The following is a 25,070-nucleotide window of genomic DNA, read 5'->3' on the forward strand; positions in this document are numbered from 1 at the left end:
CTAACCTTAAATATAAAAAGCGAACAAGTCCGCATTCTAAAAACAGAATACGAGCTTGTCCGCCTTTTTCTATGTCTCTAAAATAAATAATGTGTTTTCCTCGTCTCATCGTGCCAAGCGAATGCGGGTCACAATCCCATCTGGATCTACCAAATCCAACTTACTCGAATTTAACCACTTGATCGGTGCTTCTAGCTCTTGTGCTTGCTTAACGATGTTCAGGAGTTCTTCCTTGCTTTCGACCTCAAGGACATAGTAAGCCAAACCTGGCAAGCCTTGCTCACGCGGAGCTAGCCCTTTTCCAGCCCATTCGTTGACAGCCAGGTGGTGATGGTACTGACCAGCCGCTATCCAACTAGCACTAGGAATGCTAAATTTATCCTCTAGTCCTAACACCTTTTGATAGAACTGACTTGCTGCGTGACTATCCTTAACCGATAGATGGATATGCCCCATTCTCGTCCCTTCAGCTAGAATAAAGGGATCCACCTTTTCTCCTAACTCATAGATGTCCTGTGCCGCAAGGGCTTCGGTCACACCGATAATGCGACCATCTTCTCGAATATCCCATGAAGACACTGGCTTATCACGGTAGAGTTCAATGCCATTTCCTTCCAAATCCTCTAGATAAATAGCCTCGCTGTATCCATGATCTGCACCCCCGACCAGAGGAATCCGCAAGTCACTTAGGTATTTCAAGACATCTGCCAAGGCTTTTCGTGTTGGCAACAAAATCGCCAGATGGTAAAGCCCATAATGCTCCCTTACTTCGCCAGACTTTTCTGCCTGAATCAAGTGAACCAAGGCTTTTCGACCAAGTCCCAAAATCGCTTCTGTCTCCGTTTGAGATAAAATCTCCAAGCCAATAATCTGGTGATAAAAAGCCGTTTGACTCGTCAAATCCTTGACATTTAAAATCGCCTCTGCTAGGTAAATGTGGCTTTGGTATGCATAAGTCATAGGGTGTCTCCTTTTGTTGTAACTTTATTAATTACATCAATTATACACTATTGAAATAAAATGTCAACGAAGACAACTCAAAAGAGCTGGGAACCAGCTCTTCTTTTTATTTGACAACAAGCTCGTAGCGAGTTTTGCTGGTGAAAGTTTCCCCTGCTTTGAGAATGACTTGGTCTTTGAGGTCACTGTGAATGGCATCTGGTAAAGCTTGCGCTTCAAGGGCAATCCCATTGTGCTGTACCATTGGCTGGCCTCCGATAATGACACTTTCATCCACAAAGTTTGCTGTGTAGACCACAAAGCAAGGGGCTTCTGTCTTGAAAAGCAAGAAGCGACCTGAATTTTGGTCATAAAGAAAACCAGCATTGTCATGACCTGTAGGAAGAGCAAATGGATGGTCTAAACCAGATACCAGCTGGATTTGCTCATCTTCCTCTGCAAAGATATCCTTCAACAAAGCACCATTGTAGATGTGTTTAACCACATCACGATTAGCATCTGGAGTCTTAGCTGGAACACCGTCTGGAGCGATTGGGTAAATGCCCTCTGTGTTTAATTGGAAGACATGGCGATCAACTGTCTGCGTAAAATCACCAGACAAGTTGAAGTAGCTGTGGTTGGTTGGATTGACAAGCGTATCCTGATCAGTCGTTACCTTGTAGCTGACTTCGTAAGCACCAGTCTCTTCCAAGTGATAGCTGATCCAGATCTTGAGATTACCAGGAAATCCTCCTGTCCCGTCTGTACGCTCTGTGTAGAGAGTCAAGCCATGGTCGCTCACCTCTACCAATTCAAACAAGCTCGAATCCCAACCTGTTGAACCACTGTGGTTACAGTTGCTGGCATTGTTGACTTCAAGATTATAGGTCTGACCATTGAGCTCAAATATCGCACCTGCAATACGGCCTGCTACAGGACCTACACTTGCTCCATGCTTGGGACTATTACCTACATAGCTATCAAAATCATCAAAGCCCAAAATCACATTGGCAAAATTTCCAGCCTTGTCAGGTGTGACATAGCGCAAAATGGTCGCACCATAAGTCATAACTTCAAGCTGGTAACCACCATCAGTCTCAAAGCGATAGGCCAAGACATCCTTGCCCTCATGATTTCCAAATACACGTTCTGTGTATGCTTTCATTCTTCTCTCCTTTGATCCATTTCTCTTAAGTAAACAAACCATAGAAAGTGTATTCACCATCTATGGTTGTAGTTTCTATTTTCAGAATCCTTTGTCAGAAAACCTTAAGTAGCTTCTTAACAAAAAGGGATTCTTCTATACCTGTTTTATGCTTCTACACGTTCAGTCCATGAAGTCGCTGTGGTTTGGAGAACCTTGTTGAGTTCGTCAATGTTCTCAAAACCTGTTGTGCGTAGCCATTCACGAGCTGCTGCCTCACCGTCTTTGATGTAGGCTTCAACTGATCCAGCCCAAGTTGCACGGCCGCAAAGAACACCGTTGAAGTTTGCGCCTGATTCGTGGGCAAAGACAAGTGTTTCTTGGAAGAGTTTGGCTGATACTCCCGCACTCAAGTAGATATATGGCAAGTTAGTTGCTTCATCTTGTGCTTTGAAGAAGGCTGCTGCTTCTTCACGTGTATGAACGATTTCTCCATCACCAAAGCCTTCAACGTATTTGACGTTGACTGGAACTTCCACTTTCAAGACATCGATGTTGAAACGTGGGTCTGAGAAGACCTTCATAGCACCGATAACTTTGTGTGGTTTTACTTTGGCATATTCTGCAGAACCTGCGTCAGCGATTTTTTCATCGTAAGCGAGGATTTCAAGGAAGAATGGAATGTCTTCCGCCACACACTCAGAACCGATGCGTTCGATGTAGGCTTGTTTTTGTTGATTGAGTTCGTCAGAGCTGTCTACATCGTAGTAAAGCAAGAATTTGACTGCATCCGCACCTTGTTCTTTGATGCGTTTTGCAGACCAAACATCCAAGCAGTCAGGCAAGCGTTTGGTGCTTGTTGTGTCGTAGCCAGTTTTCTCATAAGCAAGGAGAAGACCAGCATTGGCATCAAGCGCTTTTGTAGCTGGAAGTCCATACTCAGGGTCAAGAAGCATAGAGGAAGCGTATTTTGTCAATTCATCTGCTACCAAGACCTTGAGTTCTTCCATTTGAGCCACTGTTGGCTCTTCTGTTTGGTATTGAGCCATGAGGCGTTTTAAAGCACCACGTTGGTCAAAGGCAAGAGCTGAGATAATGCCGTTCTCGTCAGAAAGTTTTTGCAGGCAGGCTACTTTATTGGGACTTAATTGTAATTTACTCATAGATACTTCCTTATTTTTGATAGTCATGAATGATCACACCTTGTACCACACGGTTTACTGTACCTGTAGGAGACGGTGTATCTGGTTTATTTTCTACCTTGAGTGAAGTCAATAGGGCAAAGAGTTGGGCATAAACGATGTAAGGGAAGACACGGTAAATATCGTTCAAGACACCGCCACAACCAAGTGCTACTTCTTTGACATTTTCAAGACCAAAGGCTTGATCACTCAAGAGCACAACACGACGGGCGATGTGATCACCAGCCACTTCACGAACCAAGTCCAAGTCGTACTTGCGAGTGTAGTCTGTCGTTGTACCAAATACCAAAACAACTGTATCTTCGTTGATAAGAGATTTTGGACCGTGACGGAAGCCAACTGGGCTTTCATACATGGTCGCCACTTGACCAGCTGTTAATTCCAAAATCTTGAGCTGAGCTTCATGAGCAAGACCGAAGAAAGGACCAGCACCAAGGTAGATGACGCGGTTAAAGTCGAGGTCAACAAGCTCTTTAACATCTGCTGCATTGTCTAGAACTTTGCGGGCAAGGCTAGACACAACTTCAAAACGTTGAGCTTTCACAGCAAATTCTGTAGGATCAAAGACCAAGAGAGCTGTTAGCATCATAGACGTAAAGCTAGAAGTCATGGCAAATCCAGCGTCATTGGAAGCAGCTGGTTGCAAGAGCAAGAGATTGCGGTCATCGCCATGAGCTTGAAGCGCCAATTTCCCTTCTGCAGCACATGTAATGGTCACTTGATAGAGGTCGTCAACCAAGGCTTTAGCCAAGTCAACCGTCGCCACACTTTCAGGTGAATTCCCACTACGAGCAAAGGAAACAAGGACAGTAGCCACATCTTTTTTCAAATAAGTTTCTGGGTTGGCAACAATATCAGTTGTCGCAATGGCGTTGAAATTCCATTTGCGTTCGTCATAGACTTCCTTAAAGTATGGCACCAAGGTATCTCCCACATAAGCAGAAGTCCCAGCACCCGTCAAGATTACCTTAATATAATCATGTTTATCAGCGATCCCTTGCAGAAAGGTTGCAATTTCTTCCCGTTTCGCTTGATAGGCTTCGAAAGCCTCTTTCCATACATCAGGCTGTTGGTAGATCTCACGAGTCGTGATTTCTGCACCCAGTTCAAGTAATTCTTCTTTTGTGTAATTTAGCATAGAGTTCCTCTAATCTATTGTTGTTTCATTCCTATTGAAAATATGGGAATGGGAGTGACTCCCATTCCCATGTATATTCTATATAAGATGCTCTAAGTCACATCTTATTCATCTTCGTCATCATCAAAGCCCGCTAACAGATCATTGACTTTTACGATGCTTTCTGCAGCACGGCTCTTGTAGTCCGCATCTGCACCTGTAAGGCTGGCATTGATAAATTCAATCACCATTGGAAGATTCATCCCTGCGTAGAGTTCAATGTCGCGACCTTCCATGATCAAACGGCTTACCACGTTACATGGTGTACCACCGAGAAGGTCCGCAAAGACTAGGAAATCATCCAATCCTTCGATAGTAGCTTCAAATTTTGCAGTAAATTCTTCTGGACCATCTTCTGGAAGAAGAGCCACTGCATGAATGTTGTCTTGTGGACCCATGATCATTTCTGTGCTACCTTTAAGTTCTTCACAGAAACGACCATGACTCACCAAAATTAATGATTTACTCATAAATTATGCGCCCATTCCAAGCAAGAATTTACCGATGAATGAAAGACCTACTGCAAGAACGATAATGATACCGATCGCTTTAGTAGAGTTCATACCTTTCTTACCAAGCAACCAGAAGATAAAGGCAGTAAAGATTGCTGGAAGCAAGCGTGGGAAGATTGAGTTCAAGATGTCTTGGAAGTCAATCATCTTTTCACCGATTGGCAATTTGTAAGAAATCTCAAAGTTGATCATTGTTGCTACAAGAGCACCCATCATGAAGACACCAAGTACAGATGCAGCATCAATCAAAGCTGTCAAAGTACTTTGCATGTTGTTGATAAGGTTAACCCCTTCTTTGTAGGCAAATTCCAATTGTTTCCAACGGAAGATGTCATATGCAACTGCAACTGCGATCCAAAGGAAGATACCCCATGGTTGGCCAGCGATCGCCATAGTTGCTGCGATAGATCCCATGATAGCAGGTACAAGTGAACCAAAGATAGTATCTCCAAGAGGAGCGAATGGTCCCATCAAACCTGTCTTGATACCGTTAACGGCATCTTTTGAACCCACACCATCTTTTTCTTCCATGGCAAGGTCAAAACCAGCGATAATAGTGTGGAAGAATGGTGAAGTATTGAAGAATTGAGTATGAACTTTCATCATTTCTTTCAATTCAGGAGTTCCATCCCCATACATTTTACGCAATTGTGGCAAGATCATGTAAAGGTAACCAGAAGCTTGCATACGTTCGTAGTTCCAACCTAATTGGAAAGTAAACAAGCTACGTTTGTTGATTTGATTAAAATCTTCTTTTGTTAGTTTGTAATTAGAATTCGTCATCTTCGATTTCCCCACTTTCTGATGGTGTAGAAGGTGCTGCTACAGCAACTTTTTGGCTGTTCTTGAAGTGAACAACTGCAAGGAAGATACCCACGATAGAGATACCGATCATAGACAATCCTTTGAAGTTGTTAACAAAGCCAATTTTTTCAGCAACTTCAGCAGGAAGAGCGCCAATGATTCCAGCAACTGCTCCACCAAGACTTGTTACGTTTGAGTAAAGAACAGTCAACATAGCTGTCAAACCGAATCCCATAGCAAGGTAGTGAAGGTTACGTTTAACTGGAAGGTAACGAAGCAAGATTGCAAATCCAAGACCTGGAAGCATACGACCTGCAAGTGTCAAACCGTCTGCAACCCATTGGTATTCTTTAACAAGGTTTACAACACCTTGTACGAATTCTCCACCAAAAGCAAGAGCGAAGAATACTGGAAGGGCACGTGAAAGAGCCCATGGAATCGCACCAAGTAGGTAGTTGCGTTCGATTCCTTTGTAGTCAAAGCGTTCAATCGCAGCGTCAATACGGTGTGCGAAGAATGTAGTAGTCATACGACCAAGTACGTCGAAGTAAGTCAAAAGTGCTGCTACTGGTACAGCGATTGTAGTGATCGCAAGGTCTGTTTCTATACCTTGTGAAACTGAGAAAGCTGTCGCAAGAACCGCACCAGAAGTTGCGTCGATACGAGAAGCACCACCGAAGGTACCTACCCCAAGTACGAACAACTGCAAGCTACCACCGATAAACAAACCAGTTGTCAAATCTCCCATAACTAAACCAGTAATGAAACCAGCGAATACAGGGGAACCTGCAGATGAAACGATTGTCAACTCATCACAGATTTGATAAGCTGAGTACAAAGTGAGAAGTAAAATTTGCCACCATTGTATCATAACAATGACCTCCTAAAAATTTTTTCCTATTTTAATAAGCTCAAAAAGTCTGAAACTGGATCATTTGGAACCATTTGAGCAGTGAGTTTCACACCTTTTTCTGCTAGTTTGTGGAAATCTTCCACATCCTTGTCTACCACGTTGATAGAACGTGTGATAGAGCGAGTTTCTGGTGTTTGAGACATATTGCCGACGTTGAGTGTTTCAAGCGGAACACCTGCTTCGACCAAACCAAGGAAACGGTCTGGTTTACGTGCAACGATAAAGAGACGTTGGCTATCGTATTTACCAGCAAGGATATTTGCTGCTGCTTTCTCAACTGGCAAGATACTGAGTTTCACACCTGGTGGTGTCGCAAGTTTCAAACCACTCTTTTCAATATCGTTGTTAACAACTTCGTCGTCTACAACCATAATGCGTGAAACATTTAGTTTTCCAGCCCAAAGATTGGCTACTTGACCGTGGATCAAACGTCCATCGATACGGCATCCTACAATTGTCATAAGTTTTCCCCCTTTATGTGTTTTAGTGTAGGTTTACGAGTTAAATGAATCTCTTCTTTATATTCGCCCTCAGTTTCAAAGATGATGATGCGGTTAGCACCTTCCTTGAGATAACTATGAGGGATATAAAGTGAGAGGGTCGGGCCGACGTTCCAGAAACGTCCTAGGTGACGCCCGTTGACAAAGGCAACTCCCTTACCAAACTCAGACAAGTCTAAGTAGGTATCCTTCGGCTCTTCAACAGTAAAGTCGAAAGCGTAAAAGGCTGGTTGTCCTTCTGTCCATCCTTTTGAAAAATCAATCTTCTCAGGATTATCCAGTGGCAGTGGATATTGTTTCCAATTCAGTAAGAAATGTAGATCCTTGCAGACACCTGTTCGAATTCCTTTACGCTGCGTATCTGCCAAGAACTTATGACCGTAGTTGACACGCCCCATATTTTCAATCAAGATGTCAATCTCTGAAAAGCCTTCTCGATTGCCCTGACAGTAGATATCTTCACCAATCTCTGTCTGGTATTGAGTAGCAATCCATTGACCATCTACAAAGAGTTGAGCTCGGTCACGTCCATCGATGATACGGAGACGTTCCTCTTCTGCATCCCAACTTGCCTCAGTGCGGTAGAGAAGGTAGCCATAGCTTTGACCAAGTTCTTCCATCGCTTTTGGATAGAGGCTTTCAGTTGGACTAGAGAGACTATCCAGGGTTTCAAACAAGGAAACTTTTTCGACCAATGGAATGGATCCTATCTCCATGCTTTCCTTATAGAGTGGTTCCAACTGTGGATACTCTGGGAAGTGGGTTGCCATCATCTTCTTGACTGCTAAGTATTTAGCAGTTGGATTTCCTTCTTCATCCAGAAGGGCATCATAGTCGTAAGATGTGACTTGTGGCAAATCCAGAGTTCCTCGAGCTGAGCAACCATTCATGAAACCAAAGTTTGTTCCACCATGGAACATGTAAAGGTTGATAGAGCCTTGTTCCAATACCTCTCGAACAGCTTCTGCCAATTCTTTAGGATCACGAGTGATGATGGGTTCTTTCCAACGGTTGAACCAACCATCCCAGAATTCCATACACATGAGGGGCCATTTCTTGCCATGCTCATCAAAGAATTCCTGCATCTGTGAAAAGTTGTACGGAGCTTTAGAACCGAAGTTTCCTGTCACAAAGAGATCGTCTTCGATCAAGGTTCCGGCTTTCAGAGTAGCCCTCCATGGGCCATCTGAAGTAAAGAGTGGGCAATCAATCCCTCGGTCTTCCATCAATTTTCGAATTGCTCGTAGATAAGACTTATCTTCTCCATAAGAGCCATATTCATTTTCGACTTGCATCATAAGAATGTTTCCACCATTATCCAACAAGCGAGGCACAAGCCTTGGCAATAATTGGTCATAATAGCGAGCAACAGCCTCGATGTAGGCCGGGTCGGACGAGCGAATTCGCATGTCCTTTGTCAAGAGCCAAGCCGGCAAGCCACCAAATTCCCATTCCGCACAGATAAATGGAGACGGGCGTACAATGGCATAGAGACCCAAATCTTGTGCAATTTGAAGAAATCTCTCCAAATTTCTGGCACCTTCAAAATCAAACTCCCCTTCAACAGGTTCGTGTAAATTCCAAGCCACATAGGTCTCGACTGTATTAAAGCCAAGCGCCTTTAAGTTATAGAGAGAATGATACCAATCCTCTGCTGGAATCCTAAAATAATGAATGGCGCCGGACAAAATCTTGAACGGTTTTCCGTCTAAATAGAAATCGTCCTCAATTTTAAATCTGGTCATGTTATTACCTCTGACGAATTAAGTTTGCGCTTTCATTTATTATAATATTAACTATAATCAAATCTTTTGCATTTGTCAATAGGTTTTAGAAAATTATTTAAAATTTTTCTATTTTTTTACTTACCGTTTACCGAAATTATCTAAAAATAGCATGAAAACGATCTTTTTATGTATGATAATTCACAAGAACATCAAATGAATTTTTTTACATGTAAAATAACATTTTTAGTCTATTATTTTAATTTTTTGACCTTAATACTACTCTTTTCTCTATATTTGTGGTAAAATCAAAATTGGAGAAAGAGAATCGAGGTGAAATTTATGGCTATTCCTAAATACCAATATATTAAAGATGAATTAAAAAATAAAATCATCTCTGGTCAATTTGCAAGTGGAGATAAATTTTATACAGAAGCCGAATTGATCGCGATGTACGATGTGAGTTCAATCACAGTTGTTCGTGCCTTGAACGACCTTGCTAAAGACGGCTACATTGTCCGCCAACAAGGTAAAGGTACTTTCGTTTCACGTGCCCGCAAGCACAAACTCGTTGAGTTTTCAGATGTCGAAATCTTTGAAACAAAAGACGATAAAGTTACTGTCCTTTCTATCGAGCGCGGAAACAAACTTGAATATTTAGATAAACTTGGACTACGTGGAGATCAATTCTACTATAAGATTGAACGTATTCGTCAGACAAACGACGTGACATACATCTACCACACATCTTATATTCCTGAGCAATACATCAATGCCAACTATCCAAATCTTGACTATTATAGCTCTATCTATACACGTTTCAAATTGGATTACCGCATTCACATGAGTGATGAACATTTTGAGGAAATCAACGAAATCGCATTTCCAACACCAGAGCATGCTGCTTCTGTACTCGGAATCGATACACAATTCCCAACTGTCTTTCAAACAAAGACTACAAAACTTGAGGCCACTGGCCAAGTCCTTGCCTATAGTGAAACTTATAAGCGAGCAGACTACTACAAAATCAAATTCATCTCATGTAACCGAGGTCATTAAGAAAAAGCCTGAGCCTAGCTCAGGCTTTTTCTCTATTCATTATAGCACGAGAAAGAAGTTGTGAAAACGCTATGAAGGGCTCTTATTTAATTAGTAGCATTTTTACTAAAAACAAGGTAAATTTTCGTTTGGTTTTTCCTCGGTTTTATCCCTTATTAGCAAATTTCTCCTAAATCTTATGATTTCCTCTATTTATTATAGTTCTTATATAAACCCACTTGACATTTTACTCCTTAGATAATAAAATAAAATTGGTTTTATGTAAACGCTATCATATATGATAATAACAAGGAGGTTTTGTCATGAAACTAGAAAAGAAACAGCGCTTCTCCATTCGTAAATACGCGGTTGGGGCAGCTTCTGTACTTATAGGATTTGCTTTTAGCGCCCAAGTCGTATCTGCCGACGGGATTACTCCAGCTCCAACAGCTGAAGAAACTGTTCAAACTATTCAGGAGAGTCCTCAAGCAGTCAAGGAAGCTGTAGACTCCAAGGTTCCAGAAAAACTGGAAGAAAAGGCTGACAAACCTGTAAAAGAGGAGGTCAAAGAAGACCAGGAGGCTCCTCGAACAGTTGCTCCAACAACAGAAGAGTCAAGCGCACCAGTTGTGACAGAAAATGCTACTCCAACTCCTACTGCCGAGAAAGAAAGCCCTGCCCCAGCTGAAACTCCTGCTGAAAGCACTTCTTCAGAAAAGAAAAATGAAGCCGTCACACCTGCAGTAGCCACTCCTAGCACGGAACGAGCAGCTCAGGTAAATGAAAAACTGGCAAAACGAAAAATGATCTCAATCGACGCTGGACGCAAGTATTTCTCTCCAGACCAACTCAAAGAAATCATCGACAAAGCCAAACACTACGGCTATACTGATCTTCATCTACTAGTTGGAAATGACGGCATGCGTTTTATGTTGGACGACATGACGATCAAAGCGAATGGCAAAACCTATGCAAGCGACGATGTCAAACGTGCACTCGAAAACGGAACTGATGCCTACTACAAGGATCCAAACGGCAACCATTTGACAGAAAGTCAGATGACGGACTTGATCAACTACGCTAAAAATAAAGGTATTGGCCTCATTCCAACTGTAAACAGCCCTGGTCACATGGATGCGATTTTGCATGCCATGAAAGAACTAGGCATCCAAAAACCGAACTTCAACTACTTTGGTAAGGAATCTGCTCGTACCGTTGACCTTGATAACAAGGAGGCTGTTGCATTTACCAAAGCTCTGATCGACAAGTATGCTGCTTACTTCGCTGGCAAATCTGACATCTTCAATATCGGACTAGACGAGTACGCCAATGATGCTACAAACGCCAAAGGCTGGAGCGTTCTTCAAGCCTACAAGTGGTATCCAGAAGATGGATTCCCTGACAAGGGTTATGACAAATTTATCGCCTACGCAAACGACCTTGCTCGCATCGTCAAATCTCACGGCCTCAAACCAATGGCCTTTAACGATGGTATCTACTATAATAGCGACACTAGCTTTGGAACCTTTGACAAAGATATCATCGTTTCTATGTGGACTGGTGGATGGGGCGGATACGACGTCGCTTCTTCTAAACTTCTAGTTGAAAAAGGCCACCAAATCCTTAATACCAACGATGCTTGGTACTACGTCCTCGGACGAAATGCCGATGGCCAAGGATGGTACAACCTCGACCAAGGACTCAATGGTATCAAGAACACTCCAATCACTTCTGTACCAAAATCTGATGGAGCTACTATCCCGTTCATCGGGGGTATGGTAGCTGCTTGGGCGGATACCCCATCTGCACGCTATTCACCATCACGCCTCTTCAAACTCATGCGTAGCTTCGCAAATGCCAATGCTGAATACTTCGCAGCTGATTATGAGTCTGCTGAACAAGCTCTGAAAGAAGTCCCAACAGACCTTAACCGCTATACTGCAGAAAGTGTCGCAGCTGTAAAAGAAGCTGAAAAAGCCATTCGCTCACTCGATAGCAACCTCAGTCGCGCCCAACAAGACACGATTGACCAGGCAATCGCGAAACTCCAAGAAGCTGTCAGCAACTTGACCTTCACACCAGAAGCTCAAAAAGAAGAAGACGCGAAACGCGAAGTTGAAAAGCTTGCCAAGAACAAAGTAATCTCTATCGATGCTGGACGTAAGTACTTCACGCTCGACCAACTCAAACGTATCGTAGACAAAGCGAGCGAGCTCGGCTACTCTGATGTGCATCTTCTCCTAGGAAACGATGGACTTCGCTTCCTCCTTGATGACATGACCATCACAGCTAACGGAAAAACTTATGCAAGCGATGATGTCAAGAAGGCTATCATAGAAGGAACAAAAGCTTACTACGATGATCCAAATGGTACCACTCTTAGTCAAGCTGAAATCACTGAATTGATCGAGTACGCAAAATCAAAAGGCCTCGGACTCATCCCAGCGATCAACAGCCCAGGTCACATGGATGCCATGCTCGTCGCTATGGAAAAACTTGGAATCAAGAATCCTCAAGCCAACTTTGACAAGGTATCCAAAACAACCATGGACCTTGAAAACGAAGAGGCGATTAACTTTGTCAAAGCCCTCATCGGCAAGTACATGGACTTCTTTGCAGGCAAAACTAAGATCTTCAACTACGGTACAGACGAATATGCCAATGATGCTACCAACGCGCAAGGCTGGTACTACCTCAAATGGTATGGACTCTATGGCAAGTTTGCTGAGTACTCTAACACTCTTGCTGCTATGGCCAAAGAAAGAGGCCTTCAACCAATGGCCTTCAACGATGGTTTCTACTACGAGGACAAGGATGATGTTGAGTTTGACAAGGATGTCATCATCTCTTACTGGTCTAAGGGATGGTGGGGTTACAACCTTGCATCTCCTCAGTACCTGGCAAGCAAAGGCTACAAATTCCTTAACACCAACGGAGACTGGTACTACATTCTCGGCCAGAAACCTGAAGATGGTGGTGGTTTCCTCAAAAAAGCAATTGAAAATACTAAAAAAACACCATTTAACCAGCTTGCATCTACCAAATATCCTGAGGTAGACCTTCCAACCGTCGGAAGCATGCTTGCTATCTGGGCAGACAGACCAAGTGCTGAGTACAAGGAAGAAGAAATCTTTGAACTCATGACTGCCTTTGCAGACAATAATAAAGACTACTTCCGCGCTAACTACAATGCCCTCCGTGAGGAACTTGCTCAAATCCCTGCAAACTTGGATGGATACAGCAAGGAAAGCTTGGAGGCCCTAAATGCAGCGAAAGAAGCTCTCAACTACAACCTCAACCGTAACAAACAAGCCGAGTTAGACGCTCTCGTAGCCAAGCTCAAAGTAGCCCGCCTAAGCCTTAAACCAGCGGCAACCCACTCAGGAAGCCTCGATGAAAACGAACTAGCTGCCAATGTTGAAACCAAACCGGAACTCATCACAAGAGCAGAAAAGATTCCATTTGAGGTCATCAAGAAGGAAAATCCGAACCTCCCAGCTAAGCAAGAAAAGATTGTCACACCAGGTGTAGATGGTGAACGCACTCATTACATCTCTGTCCTTACTGAAAATGGTAAACAAACAGAAACCGTTCTAGACAGCCAAGTAACCAAAGAACCTGTGACCCAAGTGGTTGAAATCGGTACCCCTATTACCCACAAAGGGGATGAAAGTGGCCTTGCTCCAGCTGCCGAAGCGAAACCAAGACTAGATATCCAAGAAGAAGAGATTCCGTTCACTACCGTGACACGTGAAAATCCACTCTTGCTCAAAGGGAAGACTCAAGTCGTTACTAAAGGAGCTAACGGTCGTCGCAGTCATTACTACTCTGTGAGCACTAGTGCTGACGGTAAGGAAGTGAAAACTCTTGTAGATAGCCTTGTGACTCAAGAAGCAGTGACTCAAGTTATTGAAGTCGGAACCCTTGTAACCCATGTAGGAGACGAACACGGTCTTGCTCCAGCCGCAGAAACAAAACCAAGACTGGATATCCAAGAGGAAGAAATTCCATTCACTACTGTGACACGTGAAAATCCTCAATTGCCAAAAGGACAAAGTCAAGTCGTCGTTTCCGGAGTAAATGGCCGCCGTACGATTTTCTACTCTGTCAGCACTACTGCTGATGGTAAGGAGGAAAGAACCTTTGTCAATAGTGCGGTATCGCAGGAAGCGGTCGCTCAGGTTGTCGAAGTCGGAACTGCCGTTGAGAAAGCTGAGCAAGCTGAAGCAACTACTAGCAAAGCAGATGAAAAACAACTCCCTGCAACAGGAAGTCAAGACTCTGCAGGCTTGGTCGCAGCAGGACTCATGGCCACACTAGCAGCTTACGGGCTCACTAAGAAAAAAGAAGATTAACACCCTTCGATAAGTATATAAAAAAGCGAGATTGAATCTCGCTTTTTATTGTTAGGATTAATCACCCAGTCCGATACGTTCAAAGATGTCATCCACTCGTTTGGTGTAGTATGCAGGGTTGAAGATTTCATCAATTTCATCTTGAGTGAGGCGTGATGTCACTTCTGGATCTGCTTCGAGAAGCGGTTTAAAGTCCACTTGGTTGTCCCAAGAGTAGGCTGTTTTTGGTTGCACCAAGTCATAGGCTTGCTCACGGGTCATACCTTTTTCAATCAAGGTCAACATAGCACGTTGGCTAAAGATAAGACCGAAAGTAGAATTCATGTTGCGGATCATATTTTCTGGGAAGACCGTCAAGTTCTTGACGATATTTCCGAAACGGTTGAGCATGTAGTCAATCAAAATAGTCGTATCTGGTGTGATGATACGCTCAGCTGATGAGTGGGAAATGTCACGTTCGTGCCAGAGAGCGACATTTTCATAGGCCGTAATCATGTGACCACGGATAACACGCGCCAGACCTGTCATATTTTCAGAACCGATAGGGTTGCGTTTGTGAGGCATTGCTGAAGAGCCTTTTTGCCCTTTGGCAAAGAATTCTTCCACTTCGCGTTGCTCAGATTTTTGCAAACCACGAATTTCAGTCGCCATACGTTCGATTGAAGTTGCGATGCTAGCAAGAACTGCAAAGTACTCAGCGTGAAGGTCACGAGGAAGGACCTGTGTAGAAATTTCTTGAGCACGGATACCAAGCTTGTCACAGACGTATTGCTCTACAAATGGTGGGATGTTAGCAAAGTTCCCAACCGCACCAGAGATTTTACCAGCTTCCACACCAGCAGCCGCATGCTCGAAACGCTCGATGTTGCGCTTCATTTCGCTGTACCAAGTCGCCAATTTAAGACCAAAGGTTGTAGGTTCAGCATGCACCCCGTGGGTACGCCCCATCATGATGGTGAACTTGTGCTCCTTAGCCTTATCAGCGATGATGTTGGTGAAGTTTTCAAGGTCACGACGGATGATGTCGTTGGCCTGCTTGTAGAGGTAACCATAGGCAGTATCCACCACGTCAGTAGAAGTCAATCCATAGTGGACCCACTTGCGCTCTTCACCAAGCGTCTCAGAAACCGCACGCGTGAAAGCCACCACATCGTGGCGAGTCTCCTGCTCGATTTCTAAAATACGGTCGATGTCAAAATCCGCCTTCTCGCGAATCAAAGCCACATCTTCCTTAGGGATTTCCCCCAACTCAGCCCATGCCTCGTCAGCCAAGATTTCCACCTCAAGCCAAGCACGGTATTTATTTTCTTCACTCCAAATGTTCGCCATCTCAGGGCGAGAGTAACGGTTGATCATTGTTTCTCCTTATCTACATATTTATTTTTAAGTTTTTGAGACTCAGATTCGTCTAATTTTTCAATTTCTTCCTTTTTTTTAGATGACCAGAAAGAAATCTTTAATAAAATTAATATTGTTTTAAACGATGATATTAGAGTTGAACATACTACAAATAACCAAATATAAAAAATATAATTATAATTGTTTAAATTAAAGTTTGAATGTATGAATCCAAGAAGTATTGTGAAACACAAAGACAAGAAATTCAAAAATAATGTTTCCTTACAAAAATAAAATAAATCACTCTCAGCGTCATATTCACGAATTCTCTCCATAATTAATGAACTATTTACAGAGGGCAAAATACCAAAAAGTGCTATCAAAACACCCACTATGATTGCAAATACATTTATTAAATTTGAAAATAATGTATCTATCCCTTTAGAACCCGCATAAATAAAATTTATTTTACAATCTATAATTGCAACCACAGCTGATATCAAGAATGGAAATATTTTTATAAAGAAATCAGAATTCCGATTTTCTCTTCTCATAGATATCTCCCATCTTATGTTTAACGTCATCGTATTTTATCGGTAATTTTCTTTCTTGTTTAATTGTAATTTCATCCTGTATAATATTACCAAATAGACTCACGAATTCAGAAACTCCCTCATTCCTTACTGTAAAATCAGCTCTCTCTACATGATCCTTATATTCATCATTCAATAACAAAATATCATCTAATAAATTGTTTTTCTCATCCGTATCTAATTCCTTTGTTTTATACCGTCCTACTGATAAAGTAATATCATAATAAGGAATCCCTATATCTCCCATTGAATCTATTGCTTTTCCTAGTTTTGATTTCAATCTTGAGAAAATGTCCAATCGTTGTAAAATATCAACCTCACTCATTCTAAAACGAATTTTTGAAACTTGTTGTGCTTTTTTTACTTTTTCAAAAGCTTTGAAATCTATTTTTCTATCCAGCCTAATTTTACTATCCGTAAAAGTCTTATGAAAATATTTTTCAATTCCAACCGCACTGACACTATGAGAATTCTTTTGAACCATTAAAATATGCTTTTTAGAATCATATAAGCATACCATCGGTTCTGCTACATATTCATCATCGTTTAAAGATAACTCTTCTGCTTCCGATTCTCTTTTACACAGTAATGGGACATCTTTATCTCTGATTCGTAAAAATTGAAAAAACCACAAATCAAAACTTTCTTTATAACTAATATCTTCAACTCTTATATAATCATCTAAATATTCGACAGAGTTCTGCGAATACTTTGAAATATCAATACCTTTTATCCATTTTTCAAGATCAAATGGCACTTTTACATCATTAACATATTCAAACACATCAAAATATTCACATTTGAAAATTTTTTCAACACTATCTGTAGACAAGTTTAACCTCTTTCTATAATTCCTCTACCTCATCAACCTCATCACCAAACACTGTCACACGCCCTACCTTACGATTGCACTTGTCTTCTATAATCATTTATTTACCGCCCACTCCGCTGCTTTCTCTGCATGAATCACTGTTGTGTCGTAGAGTGGCAGGTCAATGTCGGTTTGCTTGATGAGGAGACCAATCTCGGTACAACCCAAGATAACAGCTTCAGCGCCTGCTTTTTTCAAATCATCTATAACAGCAAGATAAGTCTGCTTTGAGCTTTCTTTGATATCCCCTAGACAGAGTTCGTCATAAATGATCCGATTAACCTCTGTAATACCAGCTTGGTCTGGAATCAGCACTTCTAACCCAGACTCTATTAATTTCTCCTTGTAAAAATCTTGGGTCATGGTGTACTTAGTCCCTAGAAGACCGACTTTTTGAATACCATCAGCCAACAAGGCCTGCGCAGTTGCCTGTGCAATATGCAAGATTGGAATCGTAATCTTTTCTTGTATCTGCGGAGCAACCTTGTGCATGGTGTTTGTGCAAATAACGATGAAATCCGCGCCTGCTTGCTCCAAGCGCTGAGCAACATCTGCCAAAAGTTGGCCGCTTTTCTCCCAGTCTCCGACTGCCTGATAATGCTCAATCTCTGCAAAATCAACACTATAAAGTAGAATCTTAGCAGAATGCAAGCCACCCAGCTCTTTTTTAATGGTTTTGTTGATGATTTGGTAGTAAGATGTGGTACTTTCCCAACTCATACCGCCAATCAGACCGATAGTTTTCATAGACTAATCAAACTCCTCCTTGCTTATAGCTACCGACGGATAGTGTGGCAAGCTACTTAGATCCGTATCCAATGGCAAATCATAGATAGCCAGATAATTGTTTGGATATTGAATCTTTAATTCCTGATATTTGGCTTTTACTTTTTCATGGTCAGCACTGGCAAAGAGCACTTCCACAACAGCAGTTTCTTTGCCTTCTTCCACAAAAGCATTGACGATGATTTGAATCATAGAAACCTCCTATATCACAATTCAACATCTAACTTTAAAATATCCCCCTTCTCTCCATAATGGAGAAGCCGCAGATATTCTCCCCAAACTCTGGACTTGCCAATGTCTGTATTCATCCAGCTATCCCGACTAATCTCAACATCCTTGTAAAAGGCATTGAAGGTATATGGGATGTAGCGAAGATGCTTTGGTAAGTGCTGAGCCAAAGTCCGCCATTGCCTACCAGTCGCGTGACTTTTGCAAATGAACATAACTGTCTCAACAGTATTAAAATCAAAAATTTCTTTAGAAAACAATACGTTTTCTAAAGTATTGCTAGAAGAGTTTTCAAATTTAATTGCTTCTTCAGGAATGCCTGCAGCCAGCAGATGCTGGATAATAACCTCTGCCTCTGTATGTCCATTCCAATCTGGATGAGGTGTTCCTGTCAAACTTCGGCCACCAGTCACAATGATTCGTCTTACATAACCTTTTTGATATGCCTCAATAGCTTTTTCCCAGTGGCCTGGGTGAGTCCCACTGAAAACAAATAAAACATCACACGGCTGAGGTTCGATTATTTTCCCAAAAACACTCTTAGTCAAAAAGGAGATTTCTTTATTAGAGAACTCTTTCGGAACTTCTGGACTTTTCGGAATAATCGGTTTCATCTATAACATTTCCTCCACAGATTTTTTAAAAATCAATCCCTTTCCCAAATTCTCCAACCTCATCCGGCACACTACTAAACACAGTCACATGCCCCATTTTGCGGTTGTGCTTTGCTTCTATTTTACCATACATGTGGAGGTGGGCGCTTGGTTTTTCTGCGACATACTTTTCAGCAGCCTCGACGTGTTGACCGAGGACGTTGAGCATGACTGCAGGCGCATGGAGTTTGATGACTGGCAATGGTGCTCCCAGAACACCCAAGATATGGGTATCAAACTGGGAAAAATCGCAGGCTTCGATAGAGTAGTGCCCAGAGTTGTGTGGACGTGGCGCAATTTCATTGACAATGATGTCGTCAGCTGTCGCAAACATTTCCACACAGAGCGTTCCAGACAAGTTGAGTTGCTCAGCGATTCGCACGGCCATAGCTTTGGCCTTATCTGCTAGACTTTCTGAAATGCGAGCTGGCACAATGGTTTTCGAAAGAATATTGTTGCGGTGGATATTTTCCTGAACTGGGAATACTGTCACGTCCTTGCCATTCCCTGATACGATGACTGAAATCTCAAGGTCGAAGTTGACAAATTCTTCCAAGACGCAGTCTGCTGAGTCGGCTAGTGCACGGGCTTCTTCCAAGTCTGCTTCTGAACGAATGACTTTTTGTCCATGCCCATCGTATCCACCAGTCGCAGTCTTAAGAACATAGTTTTTCGACAGGTCAATATCTGCCAAATCTTGACTTGAAGTCACAACCTTGTAGGGTGCCACAGTGACTTGAGCCTTATTTGAAAGAAAGTCCTTTTCAAAAATACGATTTTGCGAAATACGAAGCAGGTCTGTACCTTGTGGAAGCTGCCCATCCTTGATAACAGCGTCCAAACCGTCAGCGTCTACATTTTCAAACTCATAGGTGAGGACATCGCAACGCTCAGCCAACTGACGGAGGGCATCCACATCGTTATAAGGAGCCACGATGATCTCCGCCACGCGAGAGGCTGGGCAATCCGCCGCAGGATCCAGCGCGATGACCTTGTGCCCCATGTAGATAGCAGAAATGGCCATCATCTGCCCCAGCTGACCGCCACCGATAATTCCGATTGTTTTAGATGAGCTCATTTGTAGACTCCTCTGCGATTTTTCCTTGCTCTTCTGCGAAATCAGCCAATGCTGTCGCGATAGCCTGATCCTCTACTGACAGGAGACGGAGAGCAAAGAGGGCCGCATTGGTCGCTCCTGCTTCACCGATAGCCATAGTTGCCACAGGCACGCCACCCGGCATCTGTACGATAGAGTAGAGCGAATCGACACCACTAAGAGCACGCGATTGGACTGGTACGCCAATGACAGGAAGGGTGGTTTTAGCAGCGACCATACCTGGCAAATGGGCTGCGCCACCAGCACCTGCGATAATGACCTTGATGCCGCGACTACGAGCTTCTTCAGCATGTCTGAACATGAGGTCCGGTGTACGGTGGGCAGAGACAACCTTCTTTTCGTAGGCTACACCGAAACGGTCCAGGACTTCAGCTGTTTTTTGCATGGTTGCCCAGTCGGATTTTGAGCCCATGATGATGGAAATTACTGGTTTAATCATAATTTTTCCTTTTCTTTTTTGATAATGGTCTTAGGTGGTGGGGACGGAAGCAAACCTTCGGTTTCATTCCTAAAATTTGATCCTAAGTCTCAAATTTTCCCCGACCAGAACAGTTTCTGTGCTGGCCTTTTCACCACGGCGACCATTATCTTACTTTCTTTGGCTCGCTTTCGCTCACCATGATAATTTTTGTGTCTGTTAATCTTTTATGGCCTTGCTTCCGATATCTGTTCGGTAGAAGAGACCTTCTGTGTTTTGTTTGTTGAGTTCGCTGTAGATAGTGTTTTGGCCGTCTTTGACGGTATCGGCTGTGGTGACAAGCATATAGACACGTCCGCCGTTAGATAGCAGTGCTCTGCTATTTTCCGCAAACTTAGCCCCTGCATAGTAGGTGATGATGTCGCCTTCGGTTTTAGCTGGAAGCTTGACACCCTTCTCATAAGCCAGTGGATAACCGTTTGATGCGACAACCACACCCAGAGTCACACCCTTGTCCGTCCACGTGATCTTCGGCTCCTTACCATCGAGAATATCCGTGATATTTTGTGCAAAGTCAGATGTCAATCGTGGCAAGATAATCTGAGTTTCGGGATCTCCAAAACGAGCGTTGAACTCGATGACTTTCGGTCCATCAATTGTCAAGATAAGGCCAGCGTAGAGGATGCCAAGATACGGACGGCCTTCTTTGATCATCCCTTCAATGACTGGCTTGACAATAGTGTCAACCGCTGTGGCAACCACGCTCTCTGGTAAGTGAGGAACTGGCGCATAGGCACCCATCCCACCAGTGTTAGGCCCCTTGTCGCCATCGTAAGCACGTTTGTGGTCCTGAGCCGTCGGCATGATGTAGAACTTGTCCCCATTGACAAAAGCAAAGAGAGAGAACTCCTCCCCGTCAAGGAATTCCTCGATGACTACACGCGCACCTGAGTCACCAAATTTATTGTCTAAGAGCATCTCATGAGCGGCTTCGACTGCCTGCTCCACAGTCTCTGCGACGACCACGCCCTTGCCTAGAGCTAGGCCGTCCGCCTTGACCACGATAGGCGCTCCCTGCTTTTCGATATAATCCTTGGCTTTTTCAAAATCTGAAAATGTGCCATAGGCTGCTGTCGGAACGCCGTATTTGACCATAATTTCCTTAGCAAAATCCTTGGACCACTCCAGCTCCGCTGCAACCTTGGTCGGACCAAAGGCTTTCAGACCAGCTTTGTTAAAATCATCCACTATTCCAGCAGCAAGGGCATCATCTGGCCCGATGAAGGTCCAAGCGATATCGTTGACCTTTGCAAACTCAATCAACTTAGAATGTTCGGAAATAGCGATATTTGCCAATTCCAACCCATCCAGAGTCATTCCGTCATTTCCAGGAGCTACAAAAACTTTTTCAACGTCTTTTGACTCAAGCAACTTCTTGGCAATCGCATGTTCACGACCACCCGAACCGACAACTAACAGCTTCATCTCTCAACCTCTTTTGCGAATTATTTACTAACATTATATCACAAACGTTCGTTTTAATCTTGTTTCGTTTCGCTTTTAAAGCAAAAAAAGGAAAGAAACTGTTTTCTTCCCTTTCGTTTTTTAATGTCTAAAATGTCTTACTCCTGTGAAGACCATGGTCAAGCCGTATTTATCCGCTGCTTCGATGGACTCTTGGTCACGGACGGATCCGCCTGGTTGGATGATGGCCTTGATACCTGCTTTGGCGATTTCTTCCACATTATCCGCAAATGGGAAGAAGGCATCCGAAGCAAGGACAGCACCGTCCAGACGATCTTTGGCCTGTTCAATCGCAATACGAACAGAAGCTACACGGTTGGTTTGACCAGGGCCAACACCAAGTGTCATGTGGTCGTTGGTCACGATGATACCGTTTGATTTGACGTATTTGATAGCTTTCCAAGCAAACTCAAGGGCTGTCGCTTCTGTCTCAGTTGGTTGGCGTTTGGTAACGACTTGCCAGTCAGCTGGGCTTTCTTTGACCACGTCTTGGTTTTGCACAAGAAGTCCACCGACAACACCTGTGTATTCTGCTTCCACTTCACTAGCATCTTGAGCGTCAAATGGCAACTCCAGGATTCGCAAGTTTTTCTTTTTGTTGATCAAAATAGCTAGCGCTTCATCCGTATAGCTTGGTGCGATGATGATTTCAAGGAAAACTCCGTGCATCTTCTCAGCAGTCGCAGCATCCACCTCACGGTTAAGGACGACAATGCCACCAAAGATAGACACTGTGTCAGACTCGTAAGCATAGTCCCAAGCAGTTTCAATGTCATCAGCTTGACCGATACCGCACGGGTTCATGTGTTTGAGAGCCACAACAGTTGGACGATCTTTGAAATCACGGATAATACGAATCGCCGCATCCGCATCGCGGATGTTATTGAAGGACAATTCTTTTCCGTTCAGTTGTTTGGCGGAAGCAATTGAGTAGTCTGTCGGCAAAGCTTTTTGGTAGAAGTCAGCGTCCTGTTGAGGATTTTCCCCATAGCGCATGGCTTGCTTGAGGTCATAGGTCAAAGTGAGTTTTTCTGGTTTTGCTTCACCCACTTGAGCTGTGAAGTATTCCGCAATCAAAGCATCATAAGCCGCTGTGTGACGGAAAACCTTGGCTGCTAAACGTTGGCGAGTTTCATAAGTAGTTTCACCGTTTGCTGACAATTCGTCCAAAACAACAGCATAATCAGCAGGGTCTACTACAACCGTTACGCTAGCATGGTTTTTCGCTGCTGAACGAAGCATGGATGGCCCGCCAATATCGATATTCTCCACTGCATCTGCATACGTCACATCTGGTTTGAGAATCGTTTCCTTGAATGGGTAAAGGTTTACCACCACAAGGTCAATCAATTCGATATTATTGTCCTTAGCCGCTTGAAGGTGGCTATCCAAGTCACGACGAGCGAGGAGACCACCGTGGATATTTGGGTGGAGAGTCTTCACACGACCGTCCATCATTTCTGGGAACCCAGTCACATCATCAATCGCAATGGTATCTACCCCAGCATTATCAAGGGCAACCTTGGTCCCACCTGTCGAGACAATCTCCCAACCAAGTTTTTTGAGTTCTTGGGCAAATTCAACAATGCCCGCTTTGTCTGAGACGCTGATTAAGGCGCGTTTAGTCATGTTTTTTCCTTTCATTTACTTGTCCAACAATTCTCTAATAACTTCCGGATACAACTTGTACTCCGCTTCATGAATGCGAGCTTCAAAGTTTTCAATCGTATCACCAGCTAGACGTGGTACACGGACTTGTTTGATGACCTTTCCTGTATCCACACCTGAGTCCACCCAGTGAATGGTCACGCCACTCTCAGCGACACCAGCATCCCAAGCATCCTCAATCCCATGAGCTCCTGGAAATTCTGGCAGGTAGGCTGGATGAATGTTGATAATCCGGCCTTCATAGGCTCCAAGTAATGTTGGTCCAACGATTTTCATGTAGCCGGCGAGGCAAACCAAGTCAATCTGGTGTTCTTCCAAGAGTTCGACAAGGGCTGCTTCGTAGTCCGCCTTGTTCTCAAATTCCTTGAGTTCAAAAGCGTAGGATAGAACACCAAGCTTGTCTGCACGCTCCAGTACATAGGCATCTCGGTGGTCTGAAAAAACAAACTCCACCGGAAATTCTTCGGCAATCACCTGAAAATTTGAGCCATTACCAGAGGCAAAAACCGCTATTTTTTTCATTTGATGATGACACTTTCGTTTTCTTTCTTGACGATGCGACCAATTTCATAGACTGGTTCATCTAGTAATTCCTTGACATGATCTACATTTTCAGGGCTAACTGCCAACATGAGTCCCACACCCATATTGAAGATTTCAAACATTTCTTCATGCTTGATTTGACCGTATTTTTCAAGGGCTTTAAAAATCGGAAGCACTGGAACTTTGTCTTCTTCAATTTCCGCAGCTAGGTCATCTGCAAACATGCGAGGGACATTCTCGATAAAGCCACCACCTGTGATGTGGGCAATACCGTTGACCAGCTCTTCCTTGATGAGTGGTAAGACAGCCTTGACATAGATGCGAGTCGGCTCAAGGAGGACTTCTTTGAGTTTCTTGCCTTCCAATTCTGGCAAGACTTCCTCACCTGTGTAGTCCGCAAAGACACGACGGACGAGCGAGTAACCATTTGAGTGAATCCCACTCGAAGCAAGCCCGAGAAGGACATCACCTTCGGCTACTTTTGAACCGTCTATGATTTGAGATTTTTCAGCCACACCGACTGCAAAACCAGCCAAGTCGTAGTCATCTTCGCCATACATACCAGGCATTTCAGCCGTTTCCCCACCGATGAGAGCAGCGCCTGCCTGCACACAACCTTCTGCCACGCCAGCAACGACTTGTTCTAGTTTAGCTGGTTCATTCTTGCCAGTCGCGACGTAGTCAAGGAAGTAAAGAGGCTCCGCACCTGCAGCGATGATGTCATTAACACACATAGCCACACAGTCCTGACCGATAGTATCGTGCTTGTCGTACTTGATGGCCAGCATGAGCTTGGTCCCGACACCGTCAGTCCCTGAGATCAAGACGGGCTCTTTGACACCTGTTTTTGAAAGGTCAAACATACCACCAAAACCACCAAGAGCTCCCATAACACCTGCACGATCCGTACGAGCCACATGTTTTTTTATTCGTTCAACTACTTCATAACCCGCTTCAACATCTACACCAGATTGCGCATAAGCATTTTTATTTGTCATTTGTTTATTCCTTTTCTTTAATGGA

General features: G+C 43.5%; 23 protein-coding genes. 2 read left to right on the plus strand and 21 right to left on the minus strand.

Annotated features, from left to right (window positions below):
- Positions 1 to 105 precede the first annotated feature (105 nt).
- The 9 genes from K1I53_RS06680 to K1I53_RS06720 all read right to left on the minus strand — a co-directional run bounded on the left by K1I53_RS06680 (position 106) and on the right by K1I53_RS06720 (position 8,936).
- A complete protein-coding gene (locus K1I53_RS06680; RefSeq protein WP_223328825.1) occupies positions 106 to 960 on the minus strand; it encodes a VOC family protein in 855 nt (284 codons plus the stop codon).
- A 106-nt stretch (positions 961 to 1,066) separates the two neighbouring features.
- Complete coding sequence (locus K1I53_RS06685) at positions 1,067 to 2,104, minus strand: aldose epimerase family protein (RefSeq protein ID WP_125450526.1); 1,038 nt, start codon at positions 2,102 to 2,104, stop codon at positions 1,067 to 1,069.
- Positions 2,105 to 2,250: 146 nt separating this feature from the next.
- Entirely contained in the window at positions 2,251 to 3,246 is a 996-nt protein-coding gene (gene lacD / locus K1I53_RS06690) for a tagatose-bisphosphate aldolase (RefSeq protein ID WP_004245774.1), read from the minus strand.
- A gap of 10 nt (positions 3,247 to 3,256) precedes the next feature.
- Positions 3,257 to 4,423, minus strand: a complete 1,167-nt coding sequence (locus K1I53_RS06695) for an SIS domain-containing protein (protein WP_223328826.1) — start codon at positions 4,421 to 4,423, stop codon at positions 3,257 to 3,259.
- Positions 4,424 to 4,527: 104 nt separating this feature from the next.
- Positions 4,528 to 4,932 (minus strand): PTS sugar transporter subunit IIA, encoded by a 405-nt coding sequence (locus K1I53_RS06700; RefSeq protein WP_000045701.1) that lies wholly within the window; start codon positions 4,930 to 4,932, stop codon positions 4,528 to 4,530.
- 3 nt (positions 4,933 to 4,935) lie between these two features.
- Positions 4,936 to 5,757, minus strand: a complete 822-nt coding sequence (locus K1I53_RS06705) for a PTS system mannose/fructose/sorbose family transporter subunit IID (protein WP_000185287.1) — start codon at positions 5,755 to 5,757, stop codon at positions 4,936 to 4,938.
- Positions 5,744 to 6,649, minus strand: coding sequence for a PTS mannose/fructose/sorbose/N-acetylgalactosamine transporter subunit IIC (locus tag K1I53_RS06710; protein ID WP_223328827.1), 906 nt, complete (start codon positions 6,647 to 6,649; stop codon positions 5,744 to 5,746). The genes K1I53_RS06705 and K1I53_RS06710 overlap by 14 nt, the downstream gene beginning before the upstream one ends.
- 26 nt (positions 6,650 to 6,675) lie before the next feature.
- Complete coding sequence (locus K1I53_RS06715) at positions 6,676 to 7,152, minus strand: PTS sugar transporter subunit IIB (protein WP_000156968.1); 477 nt, start codon at positions 7,150 to 7,152, stop codon at positions 6,676 to 6,678.
- A complete protein-coding gene (locus tag K1I53_RS06720) occupies positions 7,149 to 8,936 on the minus strand; it encodes a glycoside hydrolase family 35 protein (RefSeq protein WP_084849072.1) in 1,788 nt (595 codons plus the stop codon). Before K1I53_RS06720 ends, K1I53_RS06715 begins: the two co-directional genes overlap by 4 nt.
- Positions 8,937 to 9,257: 321 nt before the next feature.
- On the opposite strand from K1I53_RS06720, the gene K1I53_RS06725 reads away from it, so the two are divergent.
- Together K1I53_RS06725 and strH are read left to right on the plus strand one after the other, a co-directional pair.
- Positions 9,258 to 9,974, plus strand: a complete 717-nt coding sequence (locus K1I53_RS06725; RefSeq protein WP_001007181.1) for a GntR family transcriptional regulator — start codon at positions 9,258 to 9,260, stop codon at positions 9,972 to 9,974.
- A gap of 302 nt (positions 9,975 to 10,276) precedes the next feature.
- Complete coding sequence (gene strH / locus K1I53_RS06730) at positions 10,277 to 14,308, plus strand: LPXTG-anchored beta-N-acetylhexosaminidase StrH (protein WP_223328828.1); 4,032 nt, start codon at positions 10,277 to 10,279, stop codon at positions 14,306 to 14,308.
- A 57-nt stretch (positions 14,309 to 14,365) separates the two neighbouring features.
- Here the strand turns inward: strH and purB are convergent, their stop codons facing one another.
- The 12 genes from purB to purM all read right to left on the minus strand — a co-directional run bounded on the left by purB (position 14,366) and on the right by purM (position 25,045).
- The gene (gene purB / locus K1I53_RS06735; protein WP_198458997.1) at positions 14,366 to 15,664 is read right to left on the minus strand and encodes an adenylosuccinate lyase; all 1,299 of its coding nucleotides are present in this window, start codon (positions 15,662 to 15,664) and stop codon (positions 14,366 to 14,368) included.
- Positions 15,661 to 16,200, minus strand: coding sequence for a hypothetical protein (locus K1I53_RS06740; protein WP_223328829.1), 540 nt, complete (start codon positions 16,198 to 16,200; stop codon positions 15,661 to 15,663). The genes purB and K1I53_RS06740 overlap by 4 nt, the downstream gene beginning before the upstream one ends.
- Positions 16,175 to 17,071, minus strand: coding sequence for a DUF6731 family protein (locus K1I53_RS06745; protein ID WP_000102379.1), 897 nt, complete (start codon positions 17,069 to 17,071; stop codon positions 16,175 to 16,177). The genes K1I53_RS06740 and K1I53_RS06745 overlap by 26 nt, the downstream gene beginning before the upstream one ends.
- A 93-nt stretch (positions 17,072 to 17,164) precedes the next feature.
- Positions 17,165 to 17,857: an aspartate/glutamate racemase family protein gene (locus tag K1I53_RS06750; RefSeq protein WP_223328830.1), complete on the minus strand. Its 693-nt coding sequence runs from the start codon at positions 17,855 to 17,857 to the stop codon at positions 17,165 to 17,167.
- A 3-nt stretch (positions 17,858 to 17,860) separates the two neighbouring features.
- Positions 17,861 to 18,088, minus strand: a complete 228-nt coding sequence (locus K1I53_RS06755; protein WP_000614688.1) for a hypothetical protein — start codon at positions 18,086 to 18,088, stop codon at positions 17,861 to 17,863.
- A gap of 14 nt (positions 18,089 to 18,102) precedes the next feature.
- Positions 18,103 to 18,738, minus strand: a complete 636-nt coding sequence (locus K1I53_RS06760) for a YdcF family protein (RefSeq protein WP_223328831.1) — start codon at positions 18,736 to 18,738, stop codon at positions 18,103 to 18,105.
- A gap of 25 nt (positions 18,739 to 18,763) precedes the next feature.
- The gene (purK, locus tag K1I53_RS06765; protein WP_263285142.1) at positions 18,764 to 19,855 is read right to left on the minus strand and encodes a 5-(carboxyamino)imidazole ribonucleotide synthase; all 1,092 of its coding nucleotides are present in this window, start codon (positions 19,853 to 19,855) and stop codon (positions 18,764 to 18,766) included.
- Complete coding sequence (gene purE, locus K1I53_RS06770; protein ID WP_223328857.1) at positions 19,842 to 20,330, minus strand: 5-(carboxyamino)imidazole ribonucleotide mutase; 489 nt, start codon at positions 20,328 to 20,330, stop codon at positions 19,842 to 19,844. The genes purK and purE overlap by 14 nt, the downstream gene beginning before the upstream one ends.
- 201 nt (positions 20,331 to 20,531) lie before the next feature.
- Positions 20,532 to 21,797 (minus strand): phosphoribosylamine--glycine ligase, encoded by a 1,266-nt coding sequence (gene purD / locus K1I53_RS06775; protein ID WP_223328832.1) that lies wholly within the window; start codon positions 21,795 to 21,797, stop codon positions 20,532 to 20,534.
- Positions 21,798 to 21,917: 120 nt separating this feature from the next.
- Positions 21,918 to 23,465, minus strand: a complete 1,548-nt coding sequence (gene purH / locus K1I53_RS06780) for a bifunctional phosphoribosylaminoimidazolecarboxamide formyltransferase/IMP cyclohydrolase (protein ID WP_223328833.1) — start codon at positions 23,463 to 23,465, stop codon at positions 21,918 to 21,920.
- A 15-nt stretch (positions 23,466 to 23,480) separates the two neighbouring features.
- Positions 23,481 to 24,026 (minus strand): phosphoribosylglycinamide formyltransferase, encoded by a 546-nt coding sequence (purN, locus tag K1I53_RS06785; RefSeq protein ID WP_223328834.1) that lies wholly within the window; start codon positions 24,024 to 24,026, stop codon positions 23,481 to 23,483.
- A complete protein-coding gene (gene purM / locus K1I53_RS06790) occupies positions 24,023 to 25,045 on the minus strand; it encodes a phosphoribosylformylglycinamidine cyclo-ligase (protein ID WP_223328835.1) in 1,023 nt (340 codons plus the stop codon). Before purM ends, purN begins: the two co-directional genes overlap by 4 nt.
- Between the last annotated feature and the right edge of the window lie 25 nt (positions 25,046 to 25,070).

Source organism: Streptococcus oralis (assembly GCF_019929365.1).
GTDB lineage: Bacteria > Bacillota > Bacilli > Lactobacillales > Streptococcaceae > Streptococcus > Streptococcus oralis_BT.